This window comes from Pseudomonas syringae group sp. 247E2, from assembly GCF_032587795.1.
Classification (GTDB): Bacteria; Pseudomonadota; Gammaproteobacteria; order Pseudomonadales; family Pseudomonadaceae; genus Aquipseudomonas; species Aquipseudomonas amygdali.
The window spans coordinates 335,111-354,604 of sequence record NZ_JAWHPK010000008.1 but is presented as its reverse complement, the minus strand read 5'-3'; the positions used below and the strand labels follow the sequence as shown (position 1 = coordinate 354,604).

19 protein-coding genes are annotated in these 19,494 nt (G+C 59.0%); 9 read left to right on the top strand and 10 right to left on the bottom strand.

Features of this window, described 5'->3' with window-relative positions; translation table 11 throughout:
• Nucleotides 1-107 precede the first annotated feature (107 nt).
• A complete protein-coding gene (locus RYC18_RS08825; protein WP_005744881.1) occupies nt 108-1,106 on the bottom strand; it encodes a phosphate ABC transporter substrate-binding protein PstS family protein in 999 nt (332 codons plus the stop codon).
• 167 nt (nt 1,107-1,273) lie between these two features.
• A complete protein-coding gene (locus RYC18_RS08820; protein WP_122259287.1) occupies nt 1,274-2,563 on the bottom strand; it encodes an MFS transporter in 1,290 nt (429 codons plus the stop codon).
• Nucleotides 2,564-2,994: 431 nt separating this feature from the next.
• Between RYC18_RS08820 and RYC18_RS08815 the strand changes: the two genes are divergently transcribed.
• Nucleotides 2,995-3,396 (top strand): acyl-CoA thioesterase, encoded by a 402-nt coding sequence (locus tag RYC18_RS08815; RefSeq protein WP_002555893.1) that lies wholly within the window; start codon nt 2,995-2,997, stop codon nt 3,394-3,396.
• Nucleotides 3,397-3,487: 91 nt separating this feature from the next.
• Nucleotides 3,488-4,399, top strand: coding sequence for a D-hexose-6-phosphate mutarotase (locus tag RYC18_RS08810; protein WP_004666602.1), 912 nt, complete (start codon nt 3,488-3,490; stop codon nt 4,397-4,399).
• Between the two features lie 20 nt (nt 4,400-4,419).
• On the opposite strand, the gene RYC18_RS08805 is transcribed toward RYC18_RS08810, so the two are convergent.
• The 4 genes from RYC18_RS08805 to purE all read right to left on the bottom strand — a co-directional run bounded on the left by RYC18_RS08805 (nt 4,420) and on the right by purE (nt 7,200).
• Nucleotides 4,420-4,953: a DUF3299 domain-containing protein gene (locus RYC18_RS08805; RefSeq protein WP_002555895.1), complete on the bottom strand. Its 534-nt coding sequence runs from the start codon at nt 4,951-4,953 to the stop codon at nt 4,420-4,422.
• Between the two features lie 82 nt (nt 4,954-5,035).
• Nucleotides 5,036-5,281 (bottom strand): GlsB/YeaQ/YmgE family stress response membrane protein, encoded by a 246-nt coding sequence (locus tag RYC18_RS08800; protein ID WP_002555896.1) that lies wholly within the window; start codon nt 5,279-5,281, stop codon nt 5,036-5,038.
• A 335-nt stretch (nt 5,282-5,616) separates the two neighbouring features.
• Nucleotides 5,617-6,699, bottom strand: a complete 1,083-nt coding sequence (locus tag RYC18_RS08795) for a 5-(carboxyamino)imidazole ribonucleotide synthase (RefSeq protein ID WP_005734973.1) — start codon at nt 6,697-6,699, stop codon at nt 5,617-5,619.
• Between the two features lie 9 nt (nt 6,700-6,708).
• Nucleotides 6,709-7,200: a 5-(carboxyamino)imidazole ribonucleotide mutase gene (purE, locus tag RYC18_RS08790; protein WP_002555898.1), complete on the bottom strand. Its 492-nt coding sequence runs from the start codon at nt 7,198-7,200 to the stop codon at nt 6,709-6,711.
• Nucleotides 7,201-7,578: 378 nt separating this feature from the next.
• Between purE and RYC18_RS08785 the strand changes: the two genes are divergently transcribed.
• Entirely contained in the window at nt 7,579-8,193 is a 615-nt protein-coding gene (locus tag RYC18_RS08785; RefSeq protein ID WP_005781454.1) for a reprolysin-like metallopeptidase, read from the top strand.
• Nucleotides 8,194-8,231: 38 nt separating this feature from the next.
• Here RYC18_RS08785 and RYC18_RS08780 read toward each other — a convergent pair whose 3' ends face one another.
• Nucleotides 8,232-9,143, bottom strand: a complete 912-nt coding sequence (locus RYC18_RS08780) for a LysR substrate-binding domain-containing protein (RefSeq protein ID WP_002555901.1) — start codon at nt 9,141-9,143, stop codon at nt 8,232-8,234.
• A 318-nt stretch (nt 9,144-9,461) separates the two neighbouring features.
• Between RYC18_RS08780 and aspA the strand changes: the two genes are divergently transcribed.
• From aspA to RYC18_RS08765, 3 genes are all read left to right on the top strand, one after another.
• Nucleotides 9,462-10,886 carry an aspartate ammonia-lyase gene (gene aspA / locus RYC18_RS08775; RefSeq protein WP_002555902.1) on the top strand — a complete coding sequence of 475 codons (1,425 nt, stop codon included), beginning with the start codon at nt 9,462-9,464 and terminating at the stop codon, nt 10,884-10,886.
• Between the two features lie 282 nt (nt 10,887-11,168).
• Complete coding sequence (locus RYC18_RS08770; RefSeq protein WP_005744886.1) at nt 11,169-12,620, top strand: alanine/glycine:cation symporter family protein; 1,452 nt, start codon at nt 11,169-11,171, stop codon at nt 12,618-12,620.
• Nucleotides 12,621-12,649: 29 nt separating this feature from the next.
• Complete coding sequence (locus tag RYC18_RS08765) at nt 12,650-13,654, top strand: asparaginase (RefSeq protein ID WP_010199727.1); 1,005 nt, start codon at nt 12,650-12,652, stop codon at nt 13,652-13,654.
• Nucleotides 13,655-13,713: 59 nt separating this feature from the next.
• On the opposite strand, the gene RYC18_RS08760 is transcribed toward RYC18_RS08765, so the two are convergent.
• From RYC18_RS08760 to RYC18_RS08750, 3 genes are all read right to left on the bottom strand, one after another.
• Nucleotides 13,714-14,601: a bestrophin family protein gene (locus RYC18_RS08760; RefSeq protein ID WP_004659096.1), complete on the bottom strand. Its 888-nt coding sequence runs from the start codon at nt 14,599-14,601 to the stop codon at nt 13,714-13,716.
• Between the two features lie 120 nt (nt 14,602-14,721).
• The gene (locus RYC18_RS08755) at nt 14,722-15,933 is read right to left on the bottom strand and encodes a YeeE/YedE family protein (protein WP_005781451.1); all 1,212 of its coding nucleotides are present in this window, start codon (nt 15,931-15,933) and stop codon (nt 14,722-14,724) included.
• A 53-nt stretch (nt 15,934-15,986) separates the two neighbouring features.
• The gene (locus RYC18_RS08750) at nt 15,987-17,549 is read right to left on the bottom strand and encodes a PLP-dependent aminotransferase family protein (RefSeq protein WP_316885274.1); all 1,563 of its coding nucleotides are present in this window, start codon (nt 17,547-17,549) and stop codon (nt 15,987-15,989) included.
• Nucleotides 17,550-17,638: 89 nt separating this feature from the next.
• On the opposite strand from RYC18_RS08750, the gene RYC18_RS08745 reads away from it, so the two are divergent.
• From RYC18_RS08745 to RYC18_RS08735, 3 genes are read left to right on the top strand one after another with little or no spacing between them, the layout of a single operon-like run.
• Nucleotides 17,639-18,277, top strand: a complete 639-nt coding sequence (locus tag RYC18_RS08745; RefSeq protein ID WP_316885272.1) for an FMN-binding negative transcriptional regulator — start codon at nt 17,639-17,641, stop codon at nt 18,275-18,277.
• A complete protein-coding gene (locus RYC18_RS08740; protein WP_005756992.1) occupies nt 18,274-18,720 on the top strand; it encodes a GNAT family N-acetyltransferase in 447 nt (148 codons plus the stop codon). Before RYC18_RS08745 ends, RYC18_RS08740 begins: the two co-directional genes overlap by 4 nt.
• 15 nt (nt 18,721-18,735) lie before the next feature.
• Nucleotides 18,736-19,404, top strand: coding sequence for a GNAT family protein (locus tag RYC18_RS08735; RefSeq protein WP_316885269.1), 669 nt, complete (start codon nt 18,736-18,738; stop codon nt 19,402-19,404).
• Nucleotides 19,405-19,494 lie beyond the last annotated feature (90 nt).

Genomic DNA, 19,494 nt, shown 5'->3' with positions numbered 1-19,494 from the left:
ATTACAGCAAGGTGACGCAAGAAAGCCCGCTGCCTGCGAAACCGGCGGCGGACTGTTCAATTTGTATGCAGGCCAGTCCATTGAGCCCCGCTCCAACGCGTACGTGACTACTTTACCGCCACGCCGCCCGCGCCCTGCAGGCCAAGATCGGCCAGCGTCTTCTCGACGACACGGGCGGGCAGCGGGATATAACCGTCCTTCATCACCACTTCCTGGCCCTGTCTCGACAGCACCAGTTTTACAAATTCGGCCTCCAGCGGCGCCAAGGGCTGGTTCGGCGCCTTGTTCACGTACACATAAAGGAAGCGCGACAGTGGATAACTGCCGTTCAAGGTATTGGCTTCGCTGTCTTCGACAAACTCGCCCCCTTCCTTCTTCGCCAGCGGCACAGTTCTGACATTGGATGTCTTGTAACCGATTCCCGAATAACCGATGCCGTTAAGCGAATTGCTGATCGCGCTGACCACCGAAGCAGAGCCGGGCTGCTCGTTGACGTTGGCCTTGAAGTCGCCTTTGCACAGGGCTTCTTCCTTGAAGTAACCGTAGGTACCCGACACCGAGTTACGACCGAACAACTGAATCGGCTTGCCTGCCAGGCTGCCGCTCACACCGACATCACCCCAGGTTTTCGCATCCGCCCTGGCACCGCACAGGCGGGTCGCGGAAAAGATCGCGTCCACTTGCTGCAGGGTCAGGCCCTTGATCGGGTTGTCCTTGTGCACGAAAACGGCCAGTGCATCCACCGCGACCGGGATGGCAGTGGGCTTGTAGCCATGCTTCTGCTCGAAAGCCGACAGCTCGCCGTCTTTCATCCTGCGGCTCATCGGGCCCAGATTGGCCGTGCCCTCGGTCAGCGCGGGTGGCGCCGTGGAAGAGCCGGCCGCTTGAATCTGGATGTTCACGCTCGGGTATTCTTTCTTGTAGGCCTCGGCCCACAGGGTCATCAGATTTGCCAGAGTATCGGAGCCGACACTGGAGAGATTGCCCGACACACCGGAGGTCCTGGTATAGGCCTTGATGGCAGGGTCGACGGCAGCCAGCGTATTGGCTGCCGTCGCGCTGGCGGCAACCCATATCAGTGCAGCCATCAAACGCTTGAGTGTCATCCTTGCGCTCCTGGCAGGGTATGTAGGTGTCCACAAGCCTTTTGGGCCAGTCTTGTGACTACTCTATGAATTGATTATGACAATAAGATGAAAAGGCCATCGCCCCTCGCAGGGAGATAGCCTTTCGCTGTAGCGGATACCTTGAGCGTTTTACCAGTGGGTGCTGATCAACGCTTTCTGGTGAGCAAAAACACGCCGATTGCCATACCCAGGCCGCAGAGAATCGCGACATACCAGGCCGGGCCCATCGGGCTGCTCTTGAGCATGAACGTCACCACCATCGGCGTCAGCCCCCCGAAAATGGCGTATGCCAGGTTGTAGGAGAACGACAGCCCGGAGAAACGCACCACGGGCGGGAAAGCCTTGACCATGACATAAGGAACCGCGCCGATAGTGCCGACGAACAGGCCCGTCACGGCATACAGCGGGAACAGCACTTCCGGATGGCTGCCGAGGACGTGATAGAACGTCCAGGAACTGACCAGCAACCCCGCGCTGCCCAGCAGAAACACCCAGCCTGCGCCGAAACGATCCGCCAGCGCGCCAGCAGCGATGCAACCCACGCTCAGGAAGACAATTGCCAGGCTGTTGGCTTTCAGCGCGGTAGCGGCCGGAAAGCCATAGATGGTTTGCAGAATGGTCGGCGTCATCAGGATAACGACGATGATGCCGGCCGAGAGCAACCAGGTCATCAGCATCGACAGCGCAACTGCACCACGATGATCACGCAGCACCGCCTTGAGCGGCACTTCTTCAGCCAGCGCCTTGCGCAGTTGCAGTTCGGCGAACACCGGCGTTTCGTGCAACAGACGGCGCAGATAAACCGACATCAGGCCAAACACGCCGCCCAGCAGGAAAGGGATCCGCCAGGCGTAATCCGACACTTCGACCGGGGTATAAATACTGTTGATCGCCGTGGCGACCAGCGAGCCCAGCAGGATGCCCGCTGTCAGCCCTGCGGTCAGGGTGCCGCAGGCATACCCGACACGCCGTGCAGGCACATGCTCGGACACGAAGACCCAGGCGCCAGGCACTTCACCGCCGATGGCGGCACCTTGAATGACGCGCATCAACAGCAGCAGAATCGGCGCCCACATGCCGATCTGTGCGTAGGTCGGTAGCAGACCCATGATCAGGGTCGGCACCGCCATCATGAAAATGCTCAGCGTGAACATTTTCTTGCGCCCCAGCAGATCGCCGAAGTGCGCCATGATAATGCCGCCCAGGGGCCTCGCCAGATAACCGGCGGCGAAAATGCCGAACGTCTGCATCATGCGCAGCCAGTCGGGCATGTCCACCGGGAAAAACAGCTTGCCGACCACCGCCGCGAAAAACACGAAAATGATGAAGTCGTAGAACTCCAGCGCGCCACCCAAAGCAGACAGCGAAAGGGTTTTGTAATCGCTGCGGGTCAAAGGCCGCGCAGGCTGCGTGGAACTTGAAGGAACAGATGACATGACAAGGCTTCTCTTTACTTGTTCTTTAAAAAGGGGCAAGCGACAGCAACGCTGGCTGCTGCGGGGTGCCGTGCAGAAGCGATTGTCGAGGGCAAAGGCGCAGATAGGCACCAAAATTGCGTGTACAGGCAGTCTTGTCACCTGTAGAGGTCCAGCAAGATAGCAAATTGCTCTTAAAAACACATGTCAAGAACTGCATCATTACAAAATGGAAACCCGACGGTCGTTCTATGACGCAACGCCCGATATACTCGCAAGTCGTCAGCAGCACTGGGAAGTTGTGCGAAAACGTCTGAATCAGCGGGTTTCGCAGAGTTTCTCTATGGGCCACACCGGCACTGAACACACAATGTTCATGCGCATGGTTTTGAATGGCGCCTGTTAACCGCGGCATACAATAATGAGAGTCATGGGTCAGAGGCACCCTAGGCATGATCGAGCTCGAACAAGAAGATCCAACTCCGCAAGGCGACCTTGCACTGCAAATTACCGCCCTTCCCCGCGAAACCAATGGCTTTGGCGACATCTTCGGCGGCTGGCTGGTCTCCCAGATGGACCTGGCGGGTACAGCCATGGCCAGTAAAGTGGCCGGCGGCCGTGTAGCGACCGTGGCGATTGATCGCATGGCGTTTCTGGTCCCGGTCGCAGTTGGCGAGCAGCTTTCCTTTTACACCCGCACCCTGGAAGTCGGACGCACCTCGATCAAGATGATGGTCGAAGTGTGGAGCGATGACCCGCTCACCAGCGAATGGCGCAAGGTCACTGAGGCCGCATTCGTGTTCGTGGCCATAGATTCCAGCGGGCGGACACGCTCGGTTCCCGCACGACGGTAACTGGTTGCTCAACCCAAGGATGGCTGCCCGGTTAAACTCACCTTGCGTGAAGCGGTCTATTTTCGTCACGGTCATTGAGTGAGAACTTTGCATGCCAACATCCCCGGTTGAACCCAACGTTGAATCTGTCCAGTACGACGAACTGAACTGCTGGCGTATTCGCCACGGCGAAGCAGAGCTGCTGGTTGCGCAGCAGGGCGCGCATATCCTCAGCTATCAAGTGGCCGGACAGCAGCCTCTGGTGTGGCTGAATGAAGAGGCGGTTTTCAAGCAAGGCAAACCCATTCGCGCGGGCATGCCCATCTGCTGGCCGTGGTTCGGTAATCTGGAACGCAACCCGCAAAGCGTGCAGGCAATGCGCGACAGCAGCGAACCTGCCAAGGCGCATGGTGAAGTGCGAGCGCTGGATTGGCAGTTGCTGGGGATCGGAGCAGATGGCGACGCACTGCTGGTGGAATTCGTCCTTCCGGAAGCCGAAGGCCACCTGCCAGGCTGGCCGCACAACGTCGCCCTGAAACTCAGCATCCGTCTGGACCATGCTCTGAACGTCAGCCTGGTCAGCTACAACTGCGGCACAGAATCTGTCGTTATCAGCCAGGCGCTGCACACCTATTTCGCCGTCAGCGATGTTCGTCAGGTCAGCGTCGAAGGGCTCGACGGCCTGCGCTACATCGAAACCCTGGCAAACTGGGAAGAACGTGAACAGGCCGGCGACCTGACGTTCACTGGCGAAACCGACCGTATCTACAAGGATACGCCGGGGGTACTCAGCATCGTTGACCCCCAATGGCAGCGCCGCATCCATATCCGCAGTACCGGCTCGAAATCAGCCATCCTGTGGAACCCGTGGATCGAGAAAACCGGCAAATTCACCGACATGGCAGCAGATGGCTGGCAGCGCATGGTCTGCGTCGAAACGGCCAACGTGCTGGACGACGTGGTGACGCTGGCCCCCGACCAGATGCATGTTCTGGGTGTGAGTATCTGGAGCGAGGCGCTCTGATCAGTTATTGATCAAGCCCATCAAAGGTCCGACTCAACCACAACGCGGACCTTTGACGCATCCATCGCATACGCCGCATCAGCCAGATCGTTACTGACCTTCTCGATTTTCAGGGTGCCTTCTACCCACAGTGGTGTGTAGATATCATCCAGTTTCAGGCCTTTGGGGTAACGCACCAGCACCAACTGGTTGGGCGGCGGTGGCGGAACGTGAATGCAGGCGCCTGGATAGGGCACGATGAAGAACAGCGTGCTGTGGCCCTTGGCATCGGTTTCGAGGGGTACAGGGTAACCGCCAAGACGAATGGTCTTGCCGTTCATTGCCGGGACGGTCTTGGTCGAATACATGACCGCTGGCAAACCCTTGCTCTGCTTCAAGCCACCCTTGCTGTCGAACGTGCCCATCGCTTCCGGAGAATTGTGGTCAATCTCGGGCATGGCTTCGAGGGCTTTTTGATCGGACTTGGGCATCAGCTCAAGCCAGTCGGTTTCCGGCAACTGGGCGTGTGCAAGCCCGGACAGCAGCAGAAGAGTCATCAACAAGAAGCGGCGCATGATAAAGCTCGGCAAAGAAGGAAGAGTTGCCGCGCATTCTAGCCCTCTGTACCGCGCAGAACAGAGGGCTGAACATTAAACGTTATTTCTTTTTGATCATGCCGTAGATAACCAGCAGGATGATTGCACCTACCAGCGCGCCGAGGAAACCTGCACCCTCGCCCGCTTGATAGATACCCAGCGCCTGACCACCATAAGTGGCTGCGAGCGAGCCGGCGATACCCAGTACGATGGTCATGATCCAGCCCATGCTGTCGTCGCCCGGCTTCAGGAAGCGAGCCAGCAGACCAACGATCAGGCCGATAAAGATGGTTCCAATGATACCCATGCCATTCCCCTCTGTATTAAGTGAATATGCCTGGGCTAATGAGCAGCCCCGACCTACTGCTATCTGAGAACAGCGGCAGGGAATGGTTCCGGCGCAATGGACAGTTTGCTTCGAGGTGGAGGATTCTTCATGAATGACAGGGCCTGGCGACAGCGCAGAACGGCTAAACAAGGCTGACACCCCGCTAATTCTCGTTCCCACGCTCCGCGTGGTAATGCATTTCGTGACGCGGAGCGTCACCCAATGCATGCCAACGCGGAGCATTGGCACGATAGTCAGTTGGATTTGTGTATTACGTCGAGCGCAGAGCATTGGCACGATAGCCGCGGGCCTGATCAGCCCTTGATCAACGCTTCAACCAGCTTCACCTGACGATCCAGCGTAGCGCGGTCAGCGCTGCGGACCGTAGCGTGCCCTACTTTGCGGCCTGCCTTGAACGCCTTGCCGTAGTGGTGCAGGTGGCAATCTTCGACGGCGATGACCTTGTCCACTGCTGGCACTTCACCGATGAAGTTGAGCATGGCGCTCTCGCCGACCTTGGCTGTGGAGCCCAGCGGCAGACCGGCAACCGCCCGCAGGTGATTTTCAAACTGGCTGCACTCGGCGCCTTCGGTGGTCCAGTGACCGGAGTTGTGTACCCGCGGCGCAATCTCGTTGGCTTTCAGGCCGCCGTCGACCTCAAAGAACTCGAATGCCAGCACGCCCACGTAATCCAGCTGCTTCAGGACACGACCGGCGTAGTCTTCGGCCAGTGCCTGCAATGGGTGATCGGTGCTGGCGATGGACAGGCGCAGGATGCCGCTGTCGTGCGTGTTGTGAACCAGCGGGTAGAACCGGGTCTCGCCATCACGTGCGCGAACGGCGATCAGCGACACTTCGCCAGTGAACGGCACGAAGCCTTCCAGCAGGCAAGGCACGCTGCCCAGCTCGGCGAACGTACCGGTCACATCTGCTGCCGAGCGCAGGACCTTCTGGCCCTTGCCGTCATAACCCAGCGTACGAGTCTTGAGCACGGCCGGCAGGCCAATGCTGGCCACCGCAGCATCCAGATCGGCCTGCGACTGAATATCGGCGAATGCGGGCGTCGGAATGCCCAGATCCTTGAACATGCTTTTTTCAAACCAGCGGTCACGCGCAATGCGCAACGCCTCGGCGCTCGGATAGACCGGTACGAACTGCGACAGAAACGCCACGGTCTCGGCCGGAACGCTTTCGAACTCGAAAGTCACCAGATCGACTTCATCAGCCAACTGACGCAGATGGTCCAGATCGCCGTAATCGGCACGCAGATGCTCGCCAAGTGCAGCAGCACAGGCATCCGGCGCGGGATCGAGAAAGGCGAAGTTCATGCCCAGCGGCGTACCTGCCAATGCCAACATGCGGCCGAGCTGGCCGCCACCGATTACACCGATCTTCATGGAAAAACCTCAGGCGTGGCGTGGGTCTGGATTGTCCAGGACGCTGTCTGTCTGCTCAGCGCGGAATTTCTTCAGCGCTGCGTGGAATTGAGGGTGTTTGGCGCCCAGGATACTGGCCGAAAGCAGCGCAGCGTTGATCGCCCCCGCTTTGCCGATGGCCAGGGTCGCTACCGGAATACCGGCAGGCATCTGCACGATCGACAGCAGGGAGTCGACACCCGACAGCATCGACGACTGTACCGGAACGCCCAGCACAGGCAGGTGGGTCTTGGCGGCACACATACCCGGCAAGTGAGCGGCACCGCCAGCACCGGCGATGATCACTTCAATGCCACGGCCCTCTGCTTCGTCGGCGTACTGGAACAGCAGGTCCGGCGTGCGGTGAGCTGAAACCACCTTGACTTCATAAGGGATGCCGAGCTTTTCCAGCATGTCGGCAGTGTGGCTAAGGGTGGACCAATCGGACTTGGAGCCCATGATCACGCCAACCAGTGCGCTCATCGTCGTGCCTCTCATCGGGCGCCCGCAGGCGCGTCTGAAAACAACAAGCCACGCGGGGGAACCGGCGTGGCTTGTTGTACGAATAGTGACCGATTTAGCCGGCCAAAGGCCGCGCAGTATACCGCAAAGTGGTGAGTTTAAAGCACCTGCGATCACCTTCTGTCAGCAGCACCGCCAGAGATCGACGCAAGCCGTGCCCTGGAGCCGGACACACTGAAATTCCAACACGTTAACCAGCGCGCCTTACAACATGAAAGGCCTTGCCCTACGACGCTAAACGACATAGCAGGACTGTCAGGCCCGGACAGTATTTGTTTAACTGGAAGCGCGACATTGAAGTCGCAATCTAACCTGACTCTCAAGGATGAGAACGTACCAATGAAAAACAAACTGACAGTCTGGCTGTCACTTGCCGTCTTTTTTTACCTGCCATTTGCCAGCGCCGACGGCCCCAATCTGGGACTGTTCGTGATCATGCACGATCAACTGACAAAATATGAACGCGCTGAACTGGGTGACAACTACTTGAATCCCTTTCTCGCTCAGTTGCAGGAAATCACGGGGCGCAGGACAACGGTCACATTCATCAACGACGAACCGGGCCTTACAGACTTCGCCTATCGTGGGGAGGAGGATGAACAGTCGTTATACAGGCTATTTCAGACGAGCACCGCTTACGCAGACGCTAAAAACCTGCCACGCCCGTCCGAGCGCCATAAATACGTGCTGGTGACTTCCAATAAAATCCACGGGACGTTACACGGCGTTGCAGCAACAAGCCATCACGTCGCGATGGCGTCTCTGAAAGATTACAACACGCTGCCGCATGAGATCGGCCACCTGTTTGGCGCTACGCATGAGGCGGCTAGCGGTTTTCCATGCCAGACGACTATGTGGGGATATTCCACCACTTCAATCATCCCCTGCTATTACTTCAGCGATGCCAACAAGGAATTGATTCGCAAATACGTCGATAACATATCTGTTCGCTGAGCAAACGGCCTGTTGTCATGCATCACAACAGGCCGTTTTTATGCTTCGCCCGGCGACGCTGCACTCTCAAGCTTGCGCCACAGCAGGCGCACATTGGCCTTGCGTACCAGAGCGCAACGGTAAAGGCGAATCTCCAGCGGCACATGCCACTGCGGCCCGCCACACACCACCAGTTCACCGCGCGCCAGTTCGGCGCGCACACTCAGTTGCGGAACCCAGGCGATGCCCAGCCCTTCCAGTGCCATGCTTTTCAGGCTATCGGCCATCGCCGTCTCGTAAACCGTCGTGAACCGCAGGTTGCGCTGACGCAGCAGCAGATTCACCGAGCGCCCGAGAAAGGCCCCGGCGCTGTAGGCAAGCAACGGCACACTGCCCTCGCCTTCCATATCGAATAACGGCTGCCCATCGGCATCTGCCGCACAGACCGGCAACATCTCGGTATGGCCCAGATGCAGCGAGGGGAAGATTTCAGCGTCCATTTGCAGCGCGGCGTCAGGATCATAGAACGCCAGCATCAGATCGCAGCCACCTTCACGCAACGCGTGTACGGCATCGCCAACGTTGGTGGCCACCAGCCGGGTGGCAATGTTCAGCCCTTCGTTACGTAGCTGGGCAATCCAGCGCGGAAAGAACCCCAACGCCAGCGAGTGTGCCGCAGCAACCTGCATCACCTCGCCCTGCCCACCTTCCAGATGATGCAGATGGCGCACGACTTCGCCCAGTTGCTCGACCACGGTACGCGCGGTGACCAGAAACAGCTGCCCGGCAGCCGTCAGTTCGATGGGCGTGCGCGAGCGATTGACCAGCGTCAGCCCCAAGGCCGACTCAAGACTGCGGATACGCCGACTGAACGCTGGCTGAGTCACGAAACGACGCTCGGCGGCCTGAGAAAAGCTGCGGGTGGCCGCCAGGGCGCTGAAATCCTCCAGCCATTTGCTTTCCAGATTCATCAGGTCCTCCCGGACAATGGATGACTGCTTCGACAGGCGACTGCGCATGCCCTGCACCCACCCGGCTTGAAGCGACCGCAGTGGGACGACCGGCAATGCGCTGCGGATACATGGCCAGACGGCTCTGGCAAGGCTGCAGAGGCAGCGTCCGGGTGCGACATTTTGCCCCCTTTACGCACTTAACGGAATCCGGGTCACACCCTGATTATGCCGTTATTGCATAGGCCAGCGTTTAACAGCATTGGTCAAGACAGGGTGGGAAGCCCACTATTCGCGGCGTTCCGGCATTGTCCGTGCCTTTTTGAGACTTCTTTTATCATGTCCTCGCCTGCATCATCGCGCATCGAAAAAGACCTGCTTGGTGTTCTCGAAGTACCTGCCAACGCGTATTACGGCATTCAGACCCTGCGAGCGGTGAACAACTTTCACCTCTCAGGCGTGCCGCTTTCGCACTACCCTAAACTGGTTGTGGCCCTGGCCATGGTCAAACAGGCGGCAGCTGATGCAAACCACCAGCTCGGACACCTCAACGATAAAAAGCATGCGGCCATTAGCGAGGCCTGCGCCCGCCTGATCCGTGGCGACTTCCACGATCAGTTCGTGGTCGACATGATTCAGGGCGGTGCCGGCACGTCCACCAACATGAACGCCAACGAAGTCATCGCCAACATCGCCCTGGAAACCATGGGCTTCGAGAAAGGCGAATACAAGCACCTGCACCCCAACAACGATGTAAACATGGCGCAGTCGACCAACGACGCCTACCCGACCGCGATCCGCCTGGGTCTGCTGCTGGGCCATGACGCCCTGCTCGCCAGCCTCTCCAGCCTGATCCAGTCGTTCGCCGCCAAGGGCGAAGAATTCAACCATGTGCTGAAAATGGGTCGTACTCAGTTGCAGGACGCCGTGCCAATGACCCTGGGTCAGGAGTTCCGCGCCTTTGCCACCACGCTGACAGAAGACCTCAACCGCCTGCGCAGCCTGGCACCCGAGCTGTTGACCGAAGTGAACCTGGGCGGTACGGCCATCGGCACCGGCATCAACGCCGACCCTGGCTACCAAAAGCTTGCCGTCGACCGCCTGGCGCTGATCAGCGGCCAGCCGCTGGTGCCGGCAGCCGACCTGATCGAAGCGACCTCCGACATGGGCGCGTTCGTACTGTTCTCGGGCATGCTCAAGCGTACTGCGGTCAAGCTGTCGAAGATCTGCAACGACCTGCGCCTGCTGTCCAGCGGCCCGCGTACCGGGATCAACGAAATCAACCTGCCGGCACGCCAGCCAGGCAGCTCGATCATGCCCGGCAAGGTCAACCCGGTAATCCCGGAAGCGGTCAATCAGGTTGCTTTCGAAATCATCGGCAACGACCTGTCGCTGACCATGGCCGCTGAAGGCGGACAATTGCAGCTCAACGTGATGGAGCCACTGATCGCTTACAAGATTTTCGACTCTATCCGCCTGTTGCAGCGCGCCATGGACATGCTGCGCGAGCACTGCATTGTGGGCATCACGGCCAACGAACAGCGCTGCCGCGAGTTGGTCGAGCATTCGATCGGCCTGGTGACCGCACTGAACCCCTACATCGGTTACGAAAACTCCACCCGTATCGCCCGCATCGCGCTGGAAACCGGCCGCGGCGTGCTGGAACTGGTGCGTGAGGAAGGTCTGCTCGACGATGCCATGCTCGACGACATCCTGCGCCCGGAAAACATGATCGCTCCGCGTCTGGCCCCCTTGAAGGCCTGACAGGAAATGACCTGCGCACCAAGCTCACCAGATTGAGGGCCTAGACACCCCTCAATTTTTTGAGGGTCTGGGAGTGATTCTCCAGACCCTTTTTTTTGCCCGCAGCAAAGGGCTCCGACACTGGACCCAGAGCCTTCGGCACCCCACTTTGGCGGAGTAATCCGTGGAAGTATTCATTCATCGTCGCGAATGAAGAATCAGACGTCCAAGAAAGCGACTACAGACGTAAAAACTTTGCACCGGTATAGTGCGCCCCCTCAAAAGTAGCGAGGAATAACAAAAATGCTGGAAATGATTAACGACTTTCTCTCCGGTAAGGTACTGATCGTACTTATCGTTGGCCTGGGTAGTTACTTCACGATCCGCTCGCGTTTCGTTCAGTTTCGACACTTTTTCCACATGTTCTCGGTTTTTCGCGACAGTCTGCGCAGCAGCGCGGGTCAGTTGAGTTCGTTCCAGGCCCTGATGCTCAGCCTTGCGGGCCGCGTCGGAGCAGGCAACATCGCAGGCGTCGGCATTGCCGTAACGCTGGGCGGTCCGGGCGCCGTATTCTGGATGTGGGTAACCGCACTGGTCGGCATGTCCAGCAGTTTCATCGAGTGTTCACTCGCCCAGCTCTATAAACGCAAGGATTCCGAAGGACAGTTCCGCGGCGGTCCGGCGTTTTACATCCAGCACGGTCTGGGCAAGCGCTGGCTAGGCATGGTCATGGCCGTACTGTTGCTGGTGACCTTCGGTTTTGCCTTCAACGGCCTGCAATCCCACGCCGTGACCGACTCGCTGAAAAGCGCGTTCAACATCGACACCCGAACCACCGGCATCTGTCTGGTCGTGCTGCTGGGTCTGGCCTTCGTCGGCGGCATCAAGCGTATCGCGGCAATTTCCGACCTGCTGGTTCCAGTCAAGACCCTGATCTACATCGCGGTCACCATCTACGTCATCGTTCTGCAGATCGACCACGTTCCCGGCATGCTGATGACCATCGTCAGAAGCGCCTTCGGTCTTGACCCGGTATTCGGCGGCCTGATCGGCAGCGCTATCGTGATGGGCGTCAAGCGTGGCGTGTTTGCCAACGAAGCCGGTCTGGGCAGTGCGCCCAACGTGGCTGCCGTGGCGCATGTAGAGCACCCGGTTGCACAAGGCGTGGTTCAGGCGTTCAGCGTGTTCCTCGACACCTTCGTGATCTGCACCTGCACTGCCTTGCTGATCCTGCTGTCCGGTATCTACGACATCGGTTACGACGGCAACGGCATCGTTCTGGCGCAGAACTCGCTGGCCGCAGTGGTCGGTGACTGGGGCAGAATCTTCATCAGCGTGGCGCTGGCACTGTTCGTCTTCACCTCGATTCTCTACAACTACTACCTGGGTGAAAACAGCCTGCGGTTCCTGTTTGGCGAGAAGATCCAGACCATCATCATCTACCGTATCGCGGTGCTGGTACTGATCATGTGGGGTGCCGTCGTCGACCTGAAAGATGTACTGGCGTTCGCCGACATCACCATGACCATGCTGGCGTTCGTTAACCTGATCGCACTCGCCATGCTGTTCAAAGTCGTCAAGCGCATTCTGAACGACTACGATTCGCAGCGTCGGGCGGGTATCAAGACGCCGGTGTTCGATTCCAGCCAGTTCCCTGATCTGGACCTGGACCGCAACGCATGGCCAGCCAATCCGACCCGTCAGTCGACACAGGACGCCGAAGCGGCCGCCAAGCCTGTACCCGAAGCACGATAACCAACGCGACCTTACGCCGGAGAACAACCATGACTGATCATGCACATAAACCCGCTCAGAGCGTCATGGTTCTTTACACCGGCGGCACCATTGGCATGCAGGCCAGCGCCAACGGCCTGGCACCTGCCTCGGGTTTCGAGGCGCGGATGGCCGGGCAACTGGCCGAGCACCCGGAACTGGTGGTGCCGCAGTGGCGCTTTCGCGAGATGTCGCCGCTGATCGACAGCGCCAACATGACCCCTTCCTACTGGCTGCGCCTGCGTGAGGCGGTGATCGAGGCGGTGGAGGTCGATGGCTGCGATGCTGTTCTGGTGCTGCATGGCACCGACACCCTGGCGTACAGCGCAGCGGCGATGAGCTTCCAGTTGCTGGGGTTCAGCGCACCGGTGCTGTTCACCGGCTCTATGCTGCCTGCCGGCGTGCAGGACAGCGATGCCTGGGAAAACGTCAACGGTGCCCTGCTGGCGCTGGGTTCGGGTCTGGTGTCAGGCGTTCAGCTGTATTTCCACGGGCAACTGATGACGCCTGTGCGCTGCGCGAAAATTCGCAGCTTCGGTCGTCAACCGTTCGCACCGCTGCAACGCTCGCGTGGCGGTCATGCGGTGGTTTCGCTGCCCGATGCACTGAACTACCGGCAGGCGAAGACGCTGGCGGAGGTCGCCGTGTTGCCGCTGTTTCCCGGCGTCGGCGCAGCTCAGCTGGACGGTCTGATCAACAGCGGTATTCGGGGTCTGGTGCTTGAGTGCTTCGGCAGCGGCACCGGGCCAAGTGATGATCCGCAGTTTCTGGCCAGCCTGGAAAATGCACGAGCGCTTGGTATCTGCGTGGTGGCGATTACCCAGTGCCACGAAGGCGGTGTCGAGCTGGATGTCTACGAAGCGGGGAGCCGTCTGCGCGGTGCAGGCGTGCTCTCCGGTGGCGGCATGACCCGTGAGGCAGCGCTTGGCAAACTGCATGCACTGCTGGGGGCAAGCCTGACGACCGAGGAAGTCAGGCGGCTGGTCGAATTGGACCTGTGTGGCGAGCTGCGTTAAGCCGCCGCAATCTCTGCGTTATCCGAGGCGTTCTGCACACGCGCAACGCCTCACCCTCTTTACGAAGCCTTGCTTTCTTCCTGCGCGCCCCTGAGCATCGAATCCAGATTACGCTCGATGTTTTCGCACAAAGCCGTCATCTGAATCTCATGTTCGCTGGCACGGAACGGACTCTGCAGGTCGGTGCCGATCTTTTCGATGGCCAACAGCATGAAACCCACCACGGTTGATGCCAGCGGCGTGAACCAGCCCAGGGTCTCCACCAGGCCAATCGGTACGATCAGGCAGAACAGTGTGATGAACAGACGCGGAAAAGCGACGTACGGATAAGGCAATGGTGTGTTGGCAATACGCTCCATACCGCCCTGGCAATTGGAGATGTCCACCATGGTCGACTCAAGACGCGCCAGACGAATGCTGTCCAGTCGCCCCGCCTGATACTCCTTGGCCAACAGCGCAGCCGACGTATTGAGCAGGTCGTTGGGAAAGTTGTTGGTGTCGTGACGACGTTCGAATTCCTCGCGAGGAATCAGCATCTGAACCTCATCACCACATTTGGCGCCCTTCAGGTGCGCGGACAGGCATTTCACGTAGGCAACATGGCGACGCAACAGCGTGGCCTTGACCGGGTTGATCCCGTCGTCATCCTCGACCAGCGTCAACACCTGCCGAGCGAAGCTGCGCGAACTATTGACCAGCGCGCCCCACAACGTTCGTGCTTCCCACCAGCGGTTGTAGGCGCTGGAATTACGAAAGCTGGTGAGGACCACAAGTGCCGAGCCCAGCAGGGTCAACGGCATGGAAGGCAACGTGATCTTGCGCTCCAGATACAGCATGAAGTCGACCGTGACGATCACATCCCAAATCAACAACCAGAAAAGCGACCAACCCACGTAACCGATGGTCTTGCCGAGAAAACGGATTTTCGAAATGATCGTTTGCTGCAAAAGAACTACCCCATCGAAAAATAAGCGAATCGCAGGCTGACATCTGCCGCATGGCCTTTGAATGCCAAACCGGCAGATGGTTCGCAAACGACCCGCTTTATCTTGGGGTTACAGACTTCCTCAGCAGCCAGTCAGCGTCACTTGCGGGCGTTCGCCAGCAAAGAAAATCGGCCTCAAACGCACGCCGATCACGTTACCGGCGTAGGCTGCAACCAGCCATAGCCAGCCGTGCAGGCTACCCGAGGCAATACCGCTGAAGTACGCGCCGATGTTGCAGCCGTAGGCCAGTCGAGAGCCATAACCCAGCAGCAACCCGCCGATGACCGCAGCAACCAGCGAGCGCGTGGGAATGTCCAGGCTCGGCGCAAAACGGCCGGCCAGCCCTGCCGCCAGCAAGGCACCGAGCATGATGCCGATGTCCATCACACTGGTGACGTCTTCCCACACCGGAGCCGCCAACGCCTTGGCATTCGCCGCGCTCTGCCAGAACACCCAGCTGCCGACGTCCACACCCAGACCACTGGCTACCTTCGCGCCCCATAGCGCAAACGCCGAGGTGATGCCCCACGGACGACCCGCCAGCGCCAGTGTTGCGTAATTGAGCAGCGCCAGCGCGACAGCGCCCCAGACCAGAACCCATGGCCCGCGCAGCACCCGGCTCAACCCACGATGGTCAGTGGTAACCGGCGTTTCAAGCTGTCCATGACGCCGCTTTTCGAGCTTCACGGTTATGAAAGCGATCAAGGCGAACAGAGCGAGATTCACGATCAGCGCAGGCAATACGCCGAAGGTCTTGACCACCGAAACTGCCGGGAACGAAGGCAGGGCAAACCACCAGTCGACGTGATGGGTCGCAATCAACGAACCGAGGATGAAAAACAGCAGCGTCACCAGCATGCGTGCATTGCCGCCACCTGCGGTGAACAACGTACCGGACGCACAGCCACCGCCCAGTTGCATGCCGATACCGAAGATGAACGCCCCCACGACGACCGAAATTCCGACCGGCGCAACCAGTCCGGTAACGGGCTGACCGAACAGCGTGCCAGCACCCAGCGCAGGGAAAAACAGCACCACAGCCACCGCCAGCATGACCATTTGCGCCCGCAAACCCGCACCGCGCCGCTCACGGATAAACACCCGCCACGCCGAGGTGAAGCCGAATGCCGCGTGATACAGCGTCACGCCCAGCGCTGCGCCGACGATCCACAGCATTACCTGGCGGGCGCCGACACTGAGCAGCAGAAACTGGGCGCCCATCAGCAGCAGGAACAGCGCAGCCAGCGGCGCGCCGAACTTGCGTCCGGGTGTTGCAGTAAGAGAGTTGTTCATGGGTATCTCAGGACAAGTAACAGAAAGTGCAGATTATACGCCTGCCAGCGGGACTACTCGGACCAGGCCTTGCGCAGCCTGTTCAATGCAACGGCGATCTCGACCTCGGGCACGGCGGCGAAACCCAAAACCAGCCCGGCGCGGTTATCCACTGGCTCACTGGAGTCGGGCAGCCAGTAATCACTCAAGGCATTCATCTCGACGCCAACGCTACCAGCCTTGGCAATCAGTGCCTGCTCACGCGCGACACTGTCTACCTTGACCATCACATGCAGCCCTGCAACCACCCTGGGCATTGCAGCGCACCCTGCTATGTGGGCAGGCCAGTTATCCAGCAGCGCATTGCGACGACTCAGCGCCGCGCGACGCATACGACGGATGTGTCGTTGGAAATGCCCCGACGCAATGAATTGCGCCATGACCGCCTGCACGCCAATCTCGGTATGGCGCATGTCTACCGCCTTGCGCTGGCTGAACGGGCGGACAAGTTGCTCAGGCAGAACCAGATACCCCAGGCGCAGCGCCGGAAAGGCGACTTTTCCGAATGTGCCGACATAGAGCACTCGACCACTCTGCTCCAACGCAGCCAACGGGGCCAATGGCGAACCGCTGTACCGATACTCCCCATCGTAATCGTCCTCGACAATCCAGCTCTGGTGCCTCTCGGCCCAGGCCAGTAACTCCAGGCGCCGTGCCAGGCTCATGACTACGCCAGTCGGGTACTGATGCGAAGGGGTCACATACGCCAATCTGCAATCGGCCTGCTCAAGCTCGGCGCAACGCATGCCCTCGTTATCCACAGGCACGCCGTGCAATCGCGCACCTGCCAGTGCAAACGCATGACCCGCCGCGCGATAGCCTGGATTTTCCACAGCAACGCCATCGCCCGGCGTCAAAAGCAACTGTGCACAAAGGCTGATTGCATGTTGCGCGCCACTGGTGATCACAATTTGCTCAGCCGTGCAGTGCAACCCACGCGATGAACGAAGATAAACGGCAATCAACTCACGCAGCCGCGAATCTCCCGCAGCGGTGCCGTAACCCAGCTGAGCAAGGTCCGGCTTGCGCCAAAAGGCCGCATACAGCTTGCCCCACAAGGCAAACGGAAAAAGATCGAAGGCTGGAACGCCTACCCGAAAAGCCCGCGGCCTACCCGTCGGCGGCTCGTGCAAATGATGCTTTTCGAGCCGCACGCGTGTCGGGTTGTGGATAACTTCATCGGAACAATTCGACGGCATTTCAGCCGCAATTGTGGACAAACCTGTGTGTAACCCTGTGGATACACCTGTGGGTAAGTTGGTGGATAGTTTTTTACGGCTTGGCCGTCGAGGCGCAGCGCTTCGTTCAGACAGCTGCGCAACATACGTACCGTCGCCAACGCGCCCTTCAATAAAACCCTCGGCATACAGCTGGTCATAGGCCCGTATGACGCTGTTACGGGAGATGCCCAGTGAATGCGCCAAATCGCGACTGGCGGGCAGACGCATGCCGCCACTCAAGCGCCCATCCAGCACTTGCTGGCGCAAAATCTCGTAGAGCTGCTTGCTCAAGCCGTGATTCGGGTCCAGCTCAATGCCGGTAAGCGTGGGTGGAAACGCGACAGGGGCGATGGGCATGAATTGGTCCCATGAAACTTATAAAAAATGGATCTTATATCAGACCAATACCTTGCCTACGATCGCTTCATCAGCCAAGGAACATGACCATGTACATACCTGCTGCCTTCAAGGAAAACGACACGCTCAGCCTGCACGAGCAGATGGATCAAACTCGCCTGGCTATTCTTGTCACACAGGGTGAAGAAGGATTGCACGCGACTCACTTGCCGCTGCTGTTGCGCCGCGATGAAGGTCCGCACGGCACGCTTTACGGGCATCTGGCCAGAGCCAACCCACAGTGGCAGCAGTTGAACTCAGGTGTCGAGGCGCTGGTGATTTTTCCCGGCGGCGATGCCTATGTGAGCCCGTCTTTCTACCCGAGCAAGGCAGAACACGGCAAGGTTGTACCTACCTGGAATTATCTGGCCGTGCATGCCTATGGGCAGGCCACGGTTTTTACCGATGCAGCGCAACTGCACCAATTGCTGGCTGACCTGACCCATCGCTATGAATCCAGCCGCCCGCAACCCTGGTCAATCGAGGATGCACCTGCGGACTACATTGCAAAAATGCTGGGAGCGATTGCAGGGTTTGCAATTCCCGTGCAGCGGCTGCAAGGCAAACGCAAACTCAGCCAGAACCGCAGCGCTTCGGACATGGCCGGTGTACGCGACGGCCTCGCAGCAAGCGAGAATGCAAACGACCAGCAAATCGCTCGTTTGATGAGCGCAGGGAGAACGTTTTGACCGATGTCCGGATTCGCGTCGTTACTGTCAACGACCATAAAGCCTGGTTGCCGCTATGGCAGGCCTATCTGCGCTTCTACAATACCGAGCTGGCCGAAAGTGTCAGCGACGTCACCTGGCAACGCCTTGTGGATTCGCACGAGCCGACCCACTCGGCGCTGGCCTGGCTGGATGGCGAAGCGGTGGGCATGGTGAACTTCATCTACCATCGCTCCAACTGGAGCATCAACAATGCCTGTTACCTGCAGGACCTGATTGTCGCGCCCGAACAACGCGGAACAGGCATTGGCAGGCAACTGATCGAGTTTGTTTACGCCACGGCCAAGGCAGACGGTTGCGACAAGGTGCATTGGCTGACCCACGAAACCAACGCCACGGCCATTCAGTTGTACGAAAGGATTGCCGAACGGCCTGGCCTTATACAATTTCGCAAAGCGCTCTGAAACAGGAAGTGATTGATGTCCGACACTCTGCTGGACTGGCAAGCCGCTGCATTGCCCACAACCAACACACTGACAGGCCGTTTCATTCGCCTGGAAAAACTCGATGCCACACGTCACGCCGATGACTTGTGGGCTGCGCTTCAGGGCCCGAATGCCGACCCGAAACTGTGGGATTACCTGCCTTACGGGCCTTTTATCGAGCGCAGTGCCTTTGATGCATGGCTGTCCGGGCATCAGGCAGCGTCCGACCCATGGTTTTATACGGTCGTCGATCAGCAGACCGGTAAAGCCGAAGGTGTCATCAGCCTGATGTCGATCGTCGCCGCCAATGGGCGTATCGAAATAGGTCATGTCACCTTCAGCGCGGCCATGCAACGAACCCCCAAAGGCACCGAAGCCATTTACCTGCTGGCCAGAGAAGCATTCACGCTGGGCTATCGCCGCCTGGAATGGAAGTGCAACGCCAACAACGCCCGTTCCAAACGCGCAGCCCAACGCTTTGGCTTCAGCTACGAAGGCGCCTTCCGCCAGCACATGGTAGTCAAGGGCCAGAGCAGGGACACAGCGTGGTACTCGATCCTTGACAGCGAATGGCCTGAATTGCAGAAGGCCTTTGAATGCTGGCTGGCTGTGGATAACTTCGCGGACGGGCAGCAGATCAAAGGGCTTGAGGCGTTTCGCTGATCCTTAGGACGCAGAGCGTCGAGAACGGCATTCCCACGCTGGAGCGTGCGCAACGATAGCGGTGACAACCGCGCCCGCCTGCACAGAATA